Annotated in this window: 13 protein-coding genes; 8 read left to right on the plus strand and 5 right to left on the minus strand. The window is 76.0% G+C overall.

Going from position 1 to position 16,208, the window contains the following annotated elements:
• Position 1: 1 nt before the first annotated feature.
• Complete coding sequence (locus K1Y72_RS02605) at positions 2-2,134, plus strand: terpene synthase family protein (RefSeq protein ID WP_220162792.1); 2,133 nt, start codon at positions 2-4, stop codon at positions 2,132-2,134.
• Positions 2,119-3,057: a hypothetical protein gene (locus K1Y72_RS02610; protein ID WP_220162793.1), complete on the plus strand. Its 939-nt coding sequence runs from the start codon at positions 2,119-2,121 to the stop codon at positions 3,055-3,057. Before K1Y72_RS02605 ends, K1Y72_RS02610 begins: the two co-directional genes overlap by 16 nt.
• Positions 3,058-3,070: 13 nt before the next feature.
• Here K1Y72_RS02610 and K1Y72_RS02615 read toward each other — a convergent pair whose 3' ends face one another.
• Positions 3,071-3,763 carry a hypothetical protein gene (locus K1Y72_RS02615; protein ID WP_220162794.1) on the minus strand — a complete coding sequence of 231 codons (693 nt, stop codon included), beginning with the start codon at positions 3,761-3,763 and terminating at the stop codon, positions 3,071-3,073.
• Between the two features lie 158 nt (positions 3,764-3,921).
• Here K1Y72_RS02615 and K1Y72_RS02620 point away from each other — a divergent pair, with 158 nt between their 5' ends.
• Positions 3,922-5,310, plus strand: a complete 1,389-nt coding sequence (locus K1Y72_RS02620) for a DUF11 domain-containing protein (protein ID WP_220162795.1) — start codon at positions 3,922-3,924, stop codon at positions 5,308-5,310.
• A gap of 145 nt (positions 5,311-5,455) precedes the next feature.
• Positions 5,456-6,760 (plus strand): lipopolysaccharide biosynthesis protein RfbH, encoded by a 1,305-nt coding sequence (gene rfbH / locus K1Y72_RS02625; RefSeq protein WP_220162796.1) that lies wholly within the window; start codon positions 5,456-5,458, stop codon positions 6,758-6,760.
• Here rfbH and K1Y72_RS02630 read toward each other — a convergent pair.
• The 4 genes from K1Y72_RS02630 to K1Y72_RS02645 all read right to left on the minus strand — a co-directional run bounded on the left by K1Y72_RS02630 (position 6,757) and on the right by K1Y72_RS02645 (position 9,586).
• Complete coding sequence (locus K1Y72_RS02630; protein WP_220162797.1) at positions 6,757-7,458, minus strand: DUF4232 domain-containing protein; 702 nt, start codon at positions 7,456-7,458, stop codon at positions 6,757-6,759. The two genes, rfbH and K1Y72_RS02630, sit on opposite strands and share 4 nt — an antisense overlap.
• A 102-nt stretch (positions 7,459-7,560) precedes the next feature.
• On the minus strand, positions 7,561-8,001 hold the full coding sequence (locus tag K1Y72_RS02635) for a cupin domain-containing protein (protein WP_220162798.1): 441 nt from the start codon (positions 7,999-8,001) through the stop codon (positions 7,561-7,563).
• Between the two features lie 50 nt (positions 8,002-8,051).
• The gene (locus K1Y72_RS02640; protein ID WP_220162799.1) at positions 8,052-8,477 is read right to left on the minus strand and encodes a winged helix-turn-helix transcriptional regulator; all 426 of its coding nucleotides are present in this window, start codon (positions 8,475-8,477) and stop codon (positions 8,052-8,054) included.
• A gap of 74 nt (positions 8,478-8,551) precedes the next feature.
• Entirely contained in the window at positions 8,552-9,586 is a 1,035-nt protein-coding gene (locus tag K1Y72_RS02645; RefSeq protein ID WP_220162800.1) for an LLM class flavin-dependent oxidoreductase, read from the minus strand.
• Positions 9,587-9,785: 199 nt separating this feature from the next.
• Between K1Y72_RS02645 and K1Y72_RS02650 the strand changes: the two genes are divergently transcribed.
• From K1Y72_RS02650 to K1Y72_RS02665, 4 genes are all read left to right on the plus strand, one after another.
• Positions 9,786-12,518, plus strand: coding sequence for a family 78 glycoside hydrolase catalytic domain (locus K1Y72_RS02650; RefSeq protein WP_220162801.1), 2,733 nt, complete (start codon positions 9,786-9,788; stop codon positions 12,516-12,518).
• Between the two features lie 95 nt (positions 12,519-12,613).
• Entirely contained in the window at positions 12,614-13,594 is a 981-nt protein-coding gene (locus K1Y72_RS02655; RefSeq protein ID WP_220162802.1) for an ABC transporter permease, read from the plus strand.
• 5 nt (positions 13,595-13,599) lie between these two features.
• A complete protein-coding gene (locus K1Y72_RS02660; protein WP_220162803.1) occupies positions 13,600-14,508 on the plus strand; it encodes an ABC transporter permease in 909 nt (302 codons plus the stop codon).
• Positions 14,505-16,187 (plus strand): dipeptide ABC transporter ATP-binding protein, encoded by a 1,683-nt coding sequence (locus K1Y72_RS02665; RefSeq protein ID WP_220162804.1) that lies wholly within the window; start codon positions 14,505-14,507, stop codon positions 16,185-16,187. Before K1Y72_RS02660 ends, K1Y72_RS02665 begins: the two co-directional genes overlap by 4 nt.
• The last annotated feature ends 21 nt before the right edge of the window (positions 16,188-16,208 follow it).

The following is a 16,208-nucleotide window of genomic DNA, read 5'->3' on the forward strand; positions in this document are numbered from 1 at the left end:
CGTGACCGCCGCCCCGCCCTTCCGGACGCCCGACCTCTACCGGCCCTGGCCGCCCCGCCTGAACCCCCACCTGGACGCCGCCCGCGCGCACACCCGCGCCTGGGCCGCGGAGCAGGGCGTGACCGGCGCCGCGGTGTGGGACGGCGCCGCCCTGGAGGCCATCGACCTCGCGCTGCTCGCCGCCTACTGCTACCCCGACGCCGACCGGCCCGCCCTGGAGCTCATCACCGACTGGTTCGTCTGGGGGTTCTTCCTCGACGACTGGTTCCTGCGGGTCTTCAAGGACGGCCGGGACACCGCCGGCGCCGCCGCCTGGCTGGACCGGACCCGCCGGTTCATGCCGGCGGACCCGGCCGGCCCGGTGCCCGAGCCCGGCGACCCCGTCCAGCGGGCCCTGCACGACCTGTGGGCGCGCACGGTGCCCCGGACGTCGGCGGGATGGCGGTCGCGGTTCGCCGCCGACACCCTCGCGCAGATCACCGACGCCCTCTGGGAGCTCGACAACCTGAGCGCCCGGCGGATCCCGAACCCGATCGACTACCTGGAGCACAAGCGCGGCGTCGGCGCCGGGCGCTTCGCCGCCGACCTGGTCGAGCTCGCCATGGGCCTGGACCTGCCCGACCGCGTCGTCGCGTCCCGGCCCGTGCAGGTGCTGCGCGACGCCTTCACCGACGCGCAGGTCCTGCTGAACGACCTGCTGTCCTACGAGCGCGAGACGCGCGAGGAGGGCGAGCTGCACAACTTCGTCCTCATCCTGGAGCGCTTCCTCGGCGTCGACGCGCAGCGGGCCGCCGACACCGCCGCCGACCTGCACGCCTCCCGGCTGCAGCGGTTCGAGGACGCCGCGGCGGCCGAGCTGCCCGCCCTCATGGACGAGCTCGGCCTCGACGCGCGGACCCGCCGCGACCTGCTGACGCTCGCCCGCTGCCTCCAGGACGCCGACGCCGGCAGCCACGAATGGCATCTGCGGTCCCCGCGCTACGCCAACGCGGCGACCCGCGACCGCGACCCGCGCACGCCGGTCTGGCAGGGCCCCTCGGGGCTCGGCACCGCCGCGGCGCGGCGGTGGGCCGCGCACCGGCCGGTGCTCCGGCTGCCCCGGACCTTCCAGGACCCGGGCGCGCCCCCGGCCGGTCCGGCCCGCGTCAACCCGCACATCGCCGCCGTCCGCAGCGACCTCGCGGTGTGGTCCGCCCGCACCGGCCTGCTCGACGGCACCGTCTGGGACCCGGCGACGTTCGCCGCCGCCGACCACGGCGGCCGGGCCGCGATGACCCACCCGGACGCGCCGGCCGCGCGGCTCCGCACCGTCGCCCGCTGGGGCGTCGTCCTCGCCCACCTGGACGACCTGCTCGACCGCGCCTTCAAACCGCGCGGCGACCTGGCCGGCGCGCGGGCGTTCCTGGCGCGGCTGCCGGCCTTCCTCGCCGACGGCCCGCCGCCGCCCGGCTGCGCCGCCGAGCGCGCCCTCGCCGAGGTCTGGCGGGACGTCGCCGCCGGCCTCGGCGACGCCGCCCGCGCCCGCCTGGCCGCGGACTTCGGGGCGTTCCTGGACGGCTGCGCCTGGGAGATGGAGGGCGCCGCCCGGCAGCGCGTCCCCGACGCCGTCGACTACCTGGAGATGCGCCGCCGGACCGGCGCGACCGCGATCGCCTGCGACCTGCTGGGGTACGCGCTGGACCTCGACGCCGCCGTGCCGCCGGCGCTGCTCGCGGCCTTCTCCGACCAGGCCACCATCGCCAACGACCTGCGCTCGCACGCCAAGGAGGTCGCCACGCCGGGCGAGACGTGCAACGGCGTCCTCGTCGTGCAGCGGCTGCTCGGCTGCGGCCTGCAGCGCGCCGCCGACGTCGTCGCCGACCTCGGGGCGGCGCGCGCCGGCCAGTTCGGCCGGCTCGCCGCCGAGGCGGTGGCCGCGGCGCCCGAGCTGGCACCGCTGGTGGACGGGCTGCGCGCCTGGCTCGCGGGCGACCGGCTGTGGGGCGCGCGCACCCACCGCTACGGGACGCCCGTCCCGCGCGTCCCCGTCCCCGCCGGCCCCGGCACGTCCGCGGCCCGCCCGTTCCACCCCGCCCCGCACTCCGCCCCGCACCCGGCACGGCACTCCCGAGGACCCGCATGGCCACGCCCCTGACCGACGCCCCGCCGTCCGCGACGGCTCTCACCACCGGCGCCGCGCGGCTGCTGGCGACGACCGCCAAGACGCCGCCGCTGACCGCCGGGACGACCCCGCGCTGGCTGCTGCGGATCCTGCCGTGGACCGACGTCCCCGGCGGCACCTACCGCGTCACCCGCACCGAGCGCCGCACCCTGGAGCGGGCCGGCAGCGACCAGCCCGGCGTGCCCGCCGCCGCCGGCCACACCGGCGAGCCGGTGCTGCCCGGCATGGGCATCGCCTACGGCGTGCCGCCCCGCGAGTACCCGCTCAGCCTCGCGCAGGCCGTCCTGCGGGTGCACACGCGCGTCGCGGACGTCCACAGCGACCCGATGGACCAGTTCGCCGAGCAGCTCCGCCTCACCCTGGACGCGCTGCGCGAGCGCCAGGAGCACGACCTGGTCAACGACCCCGGCTTCGGCCTGCTGCACGCCCCGCCGCCGCGCCACCGCATCGCCACCCGCACGGGGCCGCCGACCCCGGCCGACCTGGACGCCCTGATCTGCAAGCAGACCAGCCCGCGCCACCTGCTCGCCCACCCGCTCGCCATCGCGGCGTTCGGCCGCCAGTGCAACCGCCGCCGCCTCCAGCCCGACACCGTCGCCGTGGACGGCCACCGCCTCCTCGCCTGGCGCGGCCTGCCGCTGCTGCCCTGCGACAAGATCCCCGTCGCCGGGGGCACGACCACGATCCTGGTCGTGCGTCCCGGCGAGGACCGGCAGGGCGTCGTCGGCCTCCGCCCCGCCGAGCTGCCGGACCAGCACGAGCCGGGCGTCTCCGTGCGGCGCCTCGGCGTCGACGCCCGCGCCGTCGAGAGCCACCTCGTGACCGCCTACCACTCGCTCGCCGTCCCGGTCCCGAACGCCGTCTGCGCCCTGGACGGCGTCGAGCTCGGGCACTGAGGACCGGCGGCCGTCAGGGGGCGGGGGAGAGCGGCAGGCCCGCCATGACGCGCTCGCGGACGGCCCCGCCGTCGAGGCCGAGCTCGGCGAACCCCGCGAAGTCGCCGTCCGTCCCGCCGTCGCCGCCGAGGACCTCGGGGACGAGGAGGTCGGCGAGCGGGGCGTCCGGGGCCGGGTCGGACAGGCCGCCGATCGCCTCGTCCCCGGCCAGGTCCAGGTAGTCGGGGGCGAGGACGCGGCCCGACAGCGTGCCGGTGACGAGGTCGGGCGCGAACTCGTCCGCCAGCACCGCGACCCGCGTCCGCAGGTCGCCGTGGACCATGACGAGCTTCTCGGTCATGTACCCGACGAACGCGCGCGCGGTGAGGTCGCCGCGCGTGAGGATCTTCGCGTCGCCCTCCAGGTAGACGTCGCCGGCGGTGAGGGAGCCCAGCACGACGAGCGCGGCGGACCCGTCGTCGATGTCGGCCAGCGTGCCGGTGACGGTGAGGTCGCCGTCGACGATGTACCCGGTGGCGGCGCCGGGGGTGTCGCGCGCCCACGGCGTCCGGCCGTGCTCGTCCAGCGGCAGGTCGCCGTCCACCACGGCGGGCCCCTCCACGAGGATGTACTCCTCGTCGTACAGGTTCTCGTAGGCCGACTCGGGCAGCCCGCGCCGCTCGAACAGCTCCACGGCCTCGTCCCACGGCAGGTATCTCGTTCCCATGCGCGGGAACGTAGCAGCGGCCGCCGACCTTCCGGGCCGGGACAAGGTCGGGACAAGAACGCCCAGCCCCGGCACGCGCCGGCCGCGTCCCGGGTGGCTCTCGGAGACGATGCAGGGTGCTGACGTTTCGTGACGCCTGCACGCATTGGGGGACGGGAATGGCGGGACTGTTCAAGGTGGCGGCCGGGACCACCGCCGCGGTGCTGGCCGCGGCGCTGACGGGGGCGGCCGCCGTACCCGACGAGGCGGTGGCGCGTCCCGTCCGGGCGGCGGCCGCGCTCCGCGCCGCCGACCTGGTGGTGAGCAAGACGGTGTCGCCGAACCCGATGACCATCGGCGCGCGGGCCGTCTACAAGGTGACGGTCACCAACACGGGCGACCGGCCGGCCGCCGACGTCACGGTCACCGACGCGCTCCCGAGCGGCGTCACCGCCGGGACCATGCCCGCCGGCTGCTCCCTCACCGGGCGGACGGCGACCTGCGGCGGTGCGGGCGTCACCGTCTCCGCCGGCGGATCGGTCGCCTACGAGATCCCGGTGACGGTGGACTCCGGCCTGTCCGACGGCGCCAACCTCACCAACCGCGCCGACGTCGCCACCTCCACAGCGGACGCGCGGACGCAGGGCACCCGGCTCATCAGCCAGGCGCACACGCTGACCGACGTGGAGATCACCAAGACGGGCCCGGCGACGGCCGCGGCGAACGGCGACATCACCTACACGATCACCGTCGTCAACCACGGCCCGTCCGACGCCGTGGACGTCACCGTGCAGGACCCGACCAACGGCAACCTCACCGCGATCACCGACCTGCCGGCCGAGTGCCCCGCGAGCGGCCTCACCGTGAGCTGCCCGCTCGGCACCCTCACCTCGGGCGAGACGCGGACGTTCACCTTCACCGTCCGGGCGAACGCCGGGCTGGCCGACGGCACCGCCGTCCAGAACTGCGCGATGGTCTACACCGGCAGCCGCGAGACCACCACCGACAACAACCACTCGTGCACCGGAACGAGCGTCGGGCCGCCCCCGACGACCGGCCCCCAGAACACGGACATCTCCGTGCGCAAGAGCGGCCCGGCGCGGGTGAACCCGAACGGCACCCTCACCTACACGCTGGTGGTGAGCAACGACGGCGACGCGGACGCCACCGACGTCGTCGTAATGGACCCGATCGACGAGCACGCGACGCTCGTCGGCTTCCCCGCCGAGTGCGCCGAGAACGGCGGCACCCTGAACTGCACCCTCGGCACGCTGCCCGCGCACCGGACCAGGACCATCAAGATCACCGAGCGGGTCGACGGCGGGACCGCGGACGGCACCCGCATCGTCAACTGCGCGACGACGCAGACCACGCGGCCGGAGAGGAGCATGGCGCGGAACGCCTCCTGCGTCGACACCGTCGTGGAGGAGGGGCGGACCGCCACCCCGGCGCCGACCGGGAAGCCCACGAAGAAGCCCACCCGCAGGCCGACGAAGAGGCCGCGGCCGCCGAAGCCCGGACCGGTCTGCCGCTGCTACGGCCCGAACGCGGTGCCCGAGGAGGGCTGACCCGGGGGAAGGGGCAGGACGAGCGCTCCGCCCGCACCCGTTCCGTGCGGGCGGACAGGGGGGTCCACAGGGGGACGGTCCCCGCCGCCCGTTGCTTTCATGGACGAGGTCCGCGCTCGCGCCGCGGCGCTTCCCGGAGGCGATGATGGGTGACTCCCAGGACGACATCCTGGAACTGGTCCGCAAGTACCACCGCGAGAAGACCGGCGAGCGGAGCTTCGTCCCCGGCGAGACGCTGGTGATGCCGTCGGGCGCCGACCTGGACGAGGACGACCGCGTCGCGCTCGTCGAGGCCGCGCTCAACCTGCGCATCGCCGCCGGCCCGAGCGCGCTCGCCCTGGAGCGCGAGCTCGGCCGCGCCCTGCACCGCCGCAAGGTGCACCTCACCAACTCGGGGTCGTCGGCGAACCTGCTGGCGCTCACCGCGCTCACCCAGCCGGAGATCGGCCCGGACCGGCTGAAGCCCGGCGACGAGATCGTCACGGTGGCGGCGGGCTTCCCGACGACGGTCAACCCGATCCTGCAGAACCGGATGGTCCCGGTCTTCGTGGACGTGGAGCTCGGCACCTACAACACCACCGCCGAGCGGGTCGCCGCCGCCATCGGCCCGCGCACCCGCGGCATCATGATCGCCCACGCGCTCGGCAACCCGTTCCCGGCGGCCGAGGTGGCCGACCTGGCCAGGGAGCACGGGCTGTTCTTCGTCGAGGACAACTGCGACGGCGTCGACGCCCGCTACCAGGGGCGCCTCACCGGGACGTTCGGCGACTTCAGCACCGTCAGCTTCTACCCCGCGCACCACCTGACGATGGGGGAGGGCGGCTGCGTCACCACCGACCGGCCGAAGCTCGCGCGGATCGTGGAGTCGCTGCGCGACTGGGGCCGCGACTGCTGGTGCGAGCCCGGCGACTGCGACACCTGCGGCAAGCGCTACACCCAGCAGTTCGGCGGCCTGCCCTACGGCTACGACCACAAGTACACGTTCTCGCACGTGGGCTACAACCTGAAGACGACCGACCTGCAAGCGGCGCTCGGCCTCTCCCAGCTGCGGCGCCTGCCGGAGTTCGGCGCGGCCCGGCGCCGCAACTGGGCGCGGCTGCGCGAGGGGCTCGACGGCCTGCCCGGCCTGCTGCTGCCCGAGCCCACGCCGGGCAGCGACCCGAGCTGGTTCGGGTTCATCATCACCGTCGCGCCGGACGCCCCGTTCGACCGCGACGCCCTCGTGGCGCACCTGGAGGGCCGGCGGATCGGCACCCGGATGATGTTCGCCGGGAACCTGACCCGCCAGCCCGCCTACCGCGACCAGGAGTACCGGGTGTCGGGAACGCTCGCCAACAGCGACGCCATCACCGAGCGCACCTTCTGGATCGGCGTGTTCCCCGGCCTCACCGAGGAGATGCTCGACCACGCCATCGCGACGATCACCGGCTTCGTCACGAGCCGCCGCTAGCCCGCGCGCACGGCGGTGACGGTGAACAGGCCCCCGCACACCTTCGGGCCGCCGGTGGCGAGCGTCAGCGACGCGGTGGAACCCGGCGGGTAGATCTTCAGCAGGCTCGGCACCGCCCAGCACGGCGTGTCGGAGACGCCCTCGTTGGCGGTGTGCAGGACGACGGTCGCGCTCCCGCCGGACGGGAGGTGGACGGTGGCGCCCGACGTGCCCTCGTGCGTGGCGGGCACGCCGATCGGGGCGCCGTCCCCGCCGAGCAGCGACACCCCGGGGTAGCCGTACAGGGTGCAGGACGAGGCGCCGACGTTGACGAGGCGCAGCGTGTAGTAGAGGTTGCCGGCCGCGCCGTCGGCCGGGCCGAGCTGCGGCTTCAGGTGGGCGGCGGTGCACCGGGCCGGCGCCCCGGCCGGCGCCCCGGCCGGCGCCGCGCCCGCCGGTGCGCCCGCCGGAGCGGTGGTCGGCCCGCTCCCGGGGGCCGCCGCCGTCCCCGCCGGTCCGGGCTCGGGCGCCGAAGCCGGCGCGGAGGCCGGCGCGGACGCGGGAGCCGAGGCGGGCGCGCTGTCCTGCCCGCCCGCCGCGGGCGAGGCGGTCCCGCCCGACGACCCGCCACCGCAGGCGGCGGCGCCGAAGGCGGTGAACGCCGCGACCGCGACGGGCAGGACGGCCCGGCGGGCGCCCCCGAACGCACTGCGCTGCATGACCATGATGTCCCCGCTCTTCCCAGGTGTTCGATCTTTCCGGTACCTGTGATGGCGGGACGGCCGTCCGGGTTCGCCGTTCCGGCGATCATTCCGGGCGGTTCAGCGCCCGACGTCCGCCCAGAGGCTCGGCAGGTTGACGACGACGCCCTCCTGCGTGCTGCGGGCGATGACCACGACGGCCTCCTCGTCGGCGGAGGGGTTCTCCTCGCGGTGCGGCAGGTAGGGCGGGACGAAGATGTAGTCGCCCGGCCCGGTCCGCACCCGCACCTCCTCGTCGCCCTCGGCGAAGACGAACACCGGATGGCCCGACACGATGTAGATCGCCGTCTCGGCCTCGCCGTGGTGGTGGTCGCCGGAGTTCGTCGCGGGCCCGACGTGCGTGCGGCCCATCCAGAGCCGCTCGGACCCCACGGTCCGGCCCGAGATCGCCTCGTAGCGGCGCATCCCCGCCGTCTGCGCGGTGTCGGAGCCGAGGTCCGCGCCGCGGACGTGCTCGATGCGCGCGTGCCAGGCCGCCGTTCCCGCGTCGCGGTAGACCACGGTCCCCTCCTCGTGCTTGCCGGGCGGTGTTCCATGCCCGAACGATCGTTTCAGTAGGGTTGGGGCCCGCCGGGACGGTCCCGCTCCTCGTGGCGCGCGGCCTCGCCGTCGTCGTAGGCGGCGCGCGCCGCCGCGACCTTGGCGTGGTTGTCGCGCGCCCAGGCCGACAGGGCGCGGGTGGAGGCGAACAGCTCCTCGGCGAGCGCCGTCGCGGTGTACTCCACCTGCGGGGGGACCGTCGGGTGGACGGTGCGGGTGATGAGGCCGTCGCGCTCCAGGGTGCGCAGCGTCAGCGTCAGCATCCGGCGGCTGATGCCGGGGATCGAGCGGTGCAGCTCGGCGAACCGGATCGGGCCGTCGCTCGCGGCCGCGATGATCGCGATCCCCCACTTGCTGCCGACCCGGTCGAGGGCGTCGCGGAACGCCGCGCAGGTGTCGGGCTCGACGTCGTCGGGCAGCCGTGATCCAGCTGTCATCGGGCTCCCTTCCCGGGGGCGGACGCCTCAGCCTGGCACGCGGCCGTCCGTCCGGGCAACCGGTCCCCGCCGGGTCAGGGGGGTGGGTCGGGAAGGGCGGTGCGGAGCGCCGGGGCCACCTCCCCGGCGAACAGCTCCAGGGACGCCCGGTGGTCGTCCTCGGCCAGGCCGTCGGGGTCGACGCTGAACACGATGAGGGAGTGGCCGAACACCTCGTGCTGGCGGTGCACCTTGTCGATCACCTGCGCGGGGCTGCCGACGAGCGCGGGAGAGCGCGCGATGAAGTCCTCCACCGACGCGAACGGCGGCCGCGCGCCGATGCTCCGCTGCATCGCCGCGAGCCGCTCGTAGGCGGGCCGGTACGCCGCGACCGCCGCCTGCGAGGTCTTGGCGACCAGGAACCCCGGCGTGCCCGCGCCGGTGAACAGCCGGTCGGCGGGCCGGCCGTGCCGCGCCCACTCGGCGCGGTAGTGCTCGACGAGCGGGCGGGCGCTCTCGCTGGACAGGCCCGCGTTGGAGAACACCACCGGGTCGCCGTACTCGGCGGCGAGGGCCACCGAATCCAGCGACGACGAGCTGCCGTGCCAGATCCGCGGCCGCCCGTTCAGCGGCCGGGGCAGCGAGCGGACGCCGTCGAGGCGCGGCCGCCGCTGCGCCCGCCAGGACACCTCGTCGCTGGTCCACAGCTCGTGCAGGAGCCGGAAGTTGTCGGCGAGCGCCGGGCGCTGCTGGTCGGGGGTGAGGCCGAACAGCGCGCCGCCCGGCCCGGCGCCCTTGCCGACGATGAGCTCCAGCCGCCCGCCGGACAGGTGGTCGAGCGTGGCGTAGTCCTCGGCGACGCGCAGCGGGTCCAGCATCGACAGCAGCGTCACGCCGGTGAACAGCCGGATCCGGCGGGTCAGCGCGGCGACGTGGGAGAGGACGACCGGCGGCGCGCTGGACAGGAACGGCCAGTGGTGGCGCTCGCCGACCCCGAAGCCGTCGAAGCCGAGCTCCTCCATGCGGAGCGCGGTGGCCACCGTGAGGTCGAAGCTGGCCCGCGTGGCGGCCGGCTCGTCCGCCCCCGCCGCGTCCAGATAGCGGATGGGGGCCACCCCGTAGAACTTCACGATCGATACCGCCGTATTCGCCATTCGTGCGCGCCGCGATTCCCGCCGGAGGATCCCTTCCGGGGAAATCGCCTTTCCACGGTCGCCCAACGTAAGCGCTGCGCAGCGGCCGCGGAAGAAGGAACATTGCTGTTACCGCCGGGTCCTGTGCTTTCCTGTGCGCACTTGCGATCCGGAATGGACCGAAACGGGGTGAGGTGTGTCCGCACCGACCGATCTGCGGGTGGAGCACCGCCCCGCCCCGCTCGGCCTGACCGAGCGCGCCCCCCGGATCAGCTGGCGGCTGCCGCCCGGCACCGCCGCGCAGCGCGCCTACCGGATCAAGGGCGGCGCGGGGGACCGGCCGTGGGACACCGGCTGGGTCACCTCCGACCGCAGCCTGTTCGTCCCCTACGGCGGGCCACCGCCCGCGTCGCGGGAGGAGGTGCGCTGCGCGGTGCAGGTCCGCACCGACGCCGGGCTCAGCTCCTGGTCGGCGCCCATCCGCTGGGAGACGGGCCTGCTCGACCGGGACGACTGGGTCGCGGGCTGGATCGGTCCCGCCGAGGGCGCGGTGCCGCCCGCGGGCTTCCGCCCCGCCCACCACCTGCGCGGCGGGTTCACCGTCGACCGCGCGGTCGCCCGCGCGCGGGTGTACGCCACCGCGCAGGGCCTCTACGAGCTCTTCCTGAACGGCGAGCGCGTCGGGGACGCCGAGCTCGCCCCCGGCTTCACCGCCTACCGCAGCCACCTGCACGTCCAGGCCTACGACGTGACCGGGGCGGTCCGGCGGGGCGCCAACGTGCTCGGCGCGGTCCTCAGCGACGGCTGGTTCCGCGGCCGCACCTCCTACCACCGCCTGCCCGACGGGTTCGGCGACCGCACCGCCCTCCTCGTCCAGCTGCACGTCGACCACGAGGACGGCACCACGACGGTGGCGGGCACGGGCCCGGACTGGCGGTCGGCGGTCGGCGCCGTGAAGGCGGCCGACTTCTTCGACGGCGTCGCGGCCGACCTGCGCGACGAGCCGCCCGGATGGAGCGCCCCCGGCGCGGGCGGCGACTGGGATCCGGTGGTGCCCCGCGCCCGCCCGGCGGCCCGCCTGATCTCCTCGCCCGCGCCGCCGGTGCGGCGCCTCCAGGAGCTGCGCCCGGTCGCGATCACCCGGCCGCGGCGGGGCCGGCACATCATCGACTTCGGCCAGAACCTCGGCGGCCGGGTGCGGCTCGCCGACCTCGGCCCGCGCGGCACCCTGCTCGCGCTGACGCACGCCGAGGCCCTCCTGCCGGACGGCCGCGACGTCAGCACCGCGAGCGGCCAGGCCACGCTGCGCTGGTACGAGCCGGCCCGCGGCGTCCAGACCGACCTGGTCATCTCCGGCGGGCCCGGCGGCCCGGCGTTCGAGCCCCGGCACACCCGCCACGGCTTCCGCTACGTGCAGGTGGACGGCCATCCGGGCGAGATCGCGGCGGAGAGCGCCGTGGCCGTCGCCGTCAGCTCCGACCTGCCGCGCACCGGCTGGTTCCGGTGCAGCGACCCGCGCCTGGAGCGCCTCCACGAGATCGCCTACTGGACCTACCGCAACCAGGCGTGCGACGTCCCGACGGCCGAGATCACCCGGGAGGTCGCGGGCTGGACCGACTTCGGCTGGAACATCCGGGGCGCGCTGCTGCTGAACGACGTGTCCGGGCTGAGCGCCAAGTGGCTCGCCGACCTCGCCGCCGACCAGTGGCCGGACGGGACGGTGCGCAACTACGCGCCCGACCCCCTCGGCCCCGCCAGCACGACGGCCCGGTTCGCCATCCCGCACGGGCAGGCGGGCTTCGGCGACGCGGCCGTCACGGTGCCCTGGGAGACCTGGCGGGCCTACGGCGACGACGGCCTGCTGGACCGCCAGTACGCCTCGATGACCGCCTGGGTCGAGCGGGTCGCCCGCATCGCCCGCACCGGGCGCCACCCGGGCCGGCGCGCCGCGCGGCCCGTCCCGGCGCCGCACGAGGCGTTCCTCTGGGACACCGGCTACCACTTCGGGGAGCACCTGGAACCCGACCCGCCGCGGCGCCCGGTGACGCCCGGCCGCCGGCGCACCACCTGGGCCACCGACCTGGACTCCTTCACCGCCGCCGTCGTCGAGGAGATGACCGGGCGCGACCACGCGGCCTTCGCCACCGCCTACTTCCACCGGTCGGCGCGGCTGCTGGCGCGCATCGCCGGCGTCCTCGGCCGGGCCGCCGACGCCGACCGCTACGGGCGGCTCGCGGGCAGCGTCCGCGCCGCCTGGCAGGCCGAGTTCGTCACCCCCGGCGGCGCCCTGACCTGCGACACCCAGGCCACGCACCTGCGCGCCCTCGCCTACGACCTGGTCCCCGAAGAGCTGCGCCCGCGCACCGCCGCCCGGCTCGCCGAGCTGATCCGCGCCGCCGGCACCCGGCCCGGCACCGGGCTGCCCACCACGCACCTGCTGCTGCCCGTCCTCGCCGACAACGGCCACCTCGACCTCGCCTACGAGCTGCTGCTCCGGCACGGCTCGCGGTCCTGGATGTCGGTGCTCGACAACGGCGGCACCACCTTCTGGGAGACCTGGGACGGCATCGCCCCCGACGGCACCACGATGCTGGCGCTGAACATGCCGACCCGGGCGAGCGTCGTGGAGTTCCTGCACGGCCACGTCGCCGGCCTGCGGCCCGCCGAGGACGTCCCCGCCTACCGGCGGTTCCGCGTCGCGCCGCAGCCGGGCGGCGGCCTCACCCATGCGGAGGTGACCTACGACTGCCCCTACGGGCGGATCGAGGTCGCCTGGCGCCTCGCGGACGGCCGGTTCCGCCTGGACGTCACGGTCCCGCCCGGCACGACCGCAGAGATCGTCCTGCCGGGCGGCGCGCGCGCCGAGGCCGGCCCCGGCTCCCACACGTTCGCCGAACCGGGCGTCCCCGCCGATTCAGGGGTGGCATAGGGGGTTGCCGAAGGGGTTCCGGAAATGCCGTTAGCGGCAGCCTGGTGCATTAACGGGAAACGCCGGGGGATCGGCGGGAAAGGTCGTTGGAATCGATGGCGCGGTTTCTGGTGGGGCGAGTGCTGCAGGGCGTTTTCGTCCTTTGGGCGGCGTACACGCTCTCGTTCGCCGTCCTCTACGCGCTGCCGAGCGATCCCGCCGCGATCGCGGCGGGCGCCAACAACAGCGTCACGCCCGAGCAGCTCGCCGAGCTCCGGCACGAGATGGGCCTGGACCGGCCGCTGGCCGGGCAGTACCTCGCCAAGCTGGGCGGCGCCCTGCACGGCGACCTCGGCACCTCGCTCCAGTCGGGCGAGCCGGTGACCTCCCTGATCGGCGCGGCGCTGCCGCCGACGCTGGCGGTGGCGGGCCTCGGCCTCGTCCTCGGGGCGCTGCTCGGGACCGGGCTCGCGGTGCTGGCCACGGTGACGCCGTACCGGTGGCTGCGGCAGGCGCTGCTCGGCCTGCCGCCGCTCGGCGTCGCGATCCCGTCCTTCGTCGTCGGGCTGCTGCTGCTCCAGTGGTTCGCCTTCGCCTGGAACGTGCTGCCGGCCATCGGCGAGGGCGGCTGGCGCGGCCTGGTGCTGCCCGCCGCGACCATCGCCGTCCAGCCCGCCGCCCTGATCGGGCAGGTCCTGGCCCGCAGCATGGAGGGCGAGCTCGGCAAGGACTACGTGGACGTCGCGCGCGCCAAGGGCGCGGGACCGTTCCGGGTGAACGTCCGGCACGTCCTCCGCAACGCCGCGCTGCCGACGCTGACGCTCGCCGGGCTGCTCGTCGGCGGGCTGCTCACCGGCGCGATCGTCGTCGAGGCGGTGTTCTCCCGCAACGGCCTCGGCCGGATCACCCAGGGCGCGGTGGCCGCCGAGGACCTGCCCGTCGTGCAGGGCGTCGTGCTGCTCGGCGCGGCGGTGTTCGTCACCGTGAACCTCGCCGTCGACCTGCTCTACCAGGTGCTCGATCCGCGGCTCGCGATCGAGCGCCGGACCGCCGGGACGGCCCGGTTCACGCTGTTCGGCCTCGCGGGCCGGGGGTGAGCGCGATGTCGGTCACCGATCTCGCCCGCCCCGCCGGCGAGCGCCGCCCCGGACCGGGGACGGCGCGGCGGCCGGGGCTCCCGCGGGCCGTGCTGCGCTCGCTGGCGGTCCTCCTCCGCCACCCGGGGGCGGCCCTGTCGGCCCTCTGGATCGTCCTCGTCGTCGCCGCGGCCGTCGCGCCGTCGCTGTTCGCGCCGGGCGACCCGCTCGCCATCGACCCCGCCGCCCGCCTCCAGGGCCCGTCCCTCGACCACCTGTTCGGCACCGACCGGCTCGGCCGCGACCTGTTCGGCGAGACCGTCCACGGCACCGGCCGGACGCTGCCGGCGGCGGCGCTCGCGACGGTCGTCGGCCTCGGCGCCGGCACCCTGCTCGGCCTGCTGGCGGGGTTCCTGCGCGCCGCGACCGACCTGGTGATCATGCGGTTGATCGACGTGCTGCTGTCGATCCCCGGCCTGCTGCTCGCGCTGATGCTGGTCGCGGTGCTCGGCGAGGGCGACACCCTGGACGTCGGGATCGCAATCGGCGTCGCCGCCGTCGCCAGCACCGCGCGGGTGATGCGCGCCGAGGTGCTGCGGGTGTCGGAGAGCGGCTTCGTGGAGGCCGCGCGGACCGGCGGGGCGCGCTGGACGCGCGTCGTGCTGCGCCACGTGCTGCCGAACTCCCTGGGCCCGGTGTGGGTGCTCACCCTGCTGCTGTTCGGCGAGGCGATCCTCGGCGTGACCACCCTCAGCTTCCTCGGGTTCGGCGCGCAGCCGCCGACGCCCGAATGGGGCGCCCTGGTCTCCTCCGGGCGCGACTTCCTCGGCAGCGCGTGGTGGCTGTCGCTCCTCCCGGGCGCGGTCGTCGCGCTGACCGTGCTGGCCGCCAACCGGGTCTCGCACGCCGTCGAGGAAAGGACGGGCCGGCGATGAGCGCGGCGCTGCTGGAGGTCGAGGACCTGGCGGTGCGGTACCGCACCCGCCGGTCGGCCGTCCGCGCGGTCGAGGCGGCGACCTTCACCGTGGGGGAGGGGGAGACGGTCGCGATCGTCGGCGAGTCCGGGTCGGGCAAGTCCACGACCGCGTACGCGCTGCTCGGCCTGCTCCCGCGGTCGGCCGCCGTCACCGGCGGCCGGATCGGCTTCGCCGGCCGCGACCTCGCCGGGCTGCCCGAACGCGGCTGGCGCGAGCTGCGCGGCCGGCAGATCGCGCTCATCCCGCAGGACCCCGGCACCTCGCTGAACCCCGTGCAGCGGATCGGCGCCCAGGTCGCCGAGGCGCTCCGCCTCTCGGGCAACGCGGACCGGGGCACCGTCCGGGCCCGCACCCTGGAGCTCCTCGCCGACGCCGGCCTGCCCGACCCCGAGGTCCGGGCCCGCCAGTACCCCTCGCAGCTGTCGGGCGGCATGCGCCAGCGCGCCCTCATCGCCATCGCGATCGCGGCGCGCCCCCGGCTCATCGTGGCCGACGAGCCGACGAGCGCCCTCGACGTCACCGTGCAGCGCCGCATCCTGGACCACATCGGCGGCCTGGTCCGCGAGTCGGGCACCAGCCTGCTGCTCATCACCCACGACCTCGGCGTCGCCGCCGAGCGCGCCGACCGCGTCCTGGTGATGCGGGCCGGCGCCATCGTCGAGCAGGGCGCGCCCGGCGACGTCCTCGCCGCCCCCCGCGACCCCTACACGCGGGCCCTGATCGACGCCGCGCCGGGCCTCGCCCGGACGCCGCGCCCGCGCCGCCTGGAGCTCGCCGCCCTGCCGGGCGGCGCCCCCGGCGACCCCTTCGCGGACGCGCGGCCCGCGCCCGCCCCGGCGGGCGACGACGGGACGGCCCCGCCCGTCGTCGCCGTCGAGGACCTCACCAAGGACTTCCGGCTGCCCCGCTCCGCCGACCGGCCCGGCACCCTGCGCGCCGTCGACGGCGTGAGCCTCGCGATCGCCCGCGGCCGCACCTACGGCCTCGTCGGCGAGTCGGGATCGGGCAAGTCCACCATCGCACGGCTGATCCTGCGGCTCGCCGACCCGACGTCCGGCCGGATCCTGCTCGGCGGCGAGGACGTCACCGCCGCGCGCGGCGCCCGGCAGCGCCTGCTGCGCCGCCGCATGCAGATCGTCCACCAGAACCCCTTCGCGTCGCTGGACCCGCGGCGCTCGGTGGAGCAGATCGTCACCGATCCGCTCGCCTCCTTCGGACTGGGCTCCCGGGCGCGGCGGCGCCACCGGGCGAAGGAGCTGATCGACCTCGTCGCGCTGCCCGCGGCGGTGCTCGGCCGGCGGCCGGCCGAGCTGTCGGGCGGGCAGCGCCAGCGGGTGGCGATCGCCCGGGCGCTCGTGCTCAACCCCGAACTCGTCGTGTGCGACGAACCCGTGTCCGCGCTCGACGTCTCCGTGCAGGCCCAGATCCTCGACCTGCTCGCCGCGCTCCAGTCCGAGCTCGGCGTGAGCTACCTGTTCATCTCCCACGACCTGGCGGTGGTCCGGCACATCGCGGACGAGGTGGGCGTGCTGCACCGGGGCCGGCTGGTCGAGTCCGGCCCCACCGAGCAGATCTTCGCGGCGGCGCGACACGCCTACACGCGGGAGCTGCTGGACGCCATCCCCGGCCGCCGCTGAGACCGTCGGCCACCCCCTCCA

The sequence above is a fragment of the Actinomadura parmotrematis genome (assembly GCF_019458805.1).
GTDB lineage: Bacteria > Actinomycetota > Actinomycetes > Streptosporangiales > Streptosporangiaceae > Spirillospora > Spirillospora parmotrematis.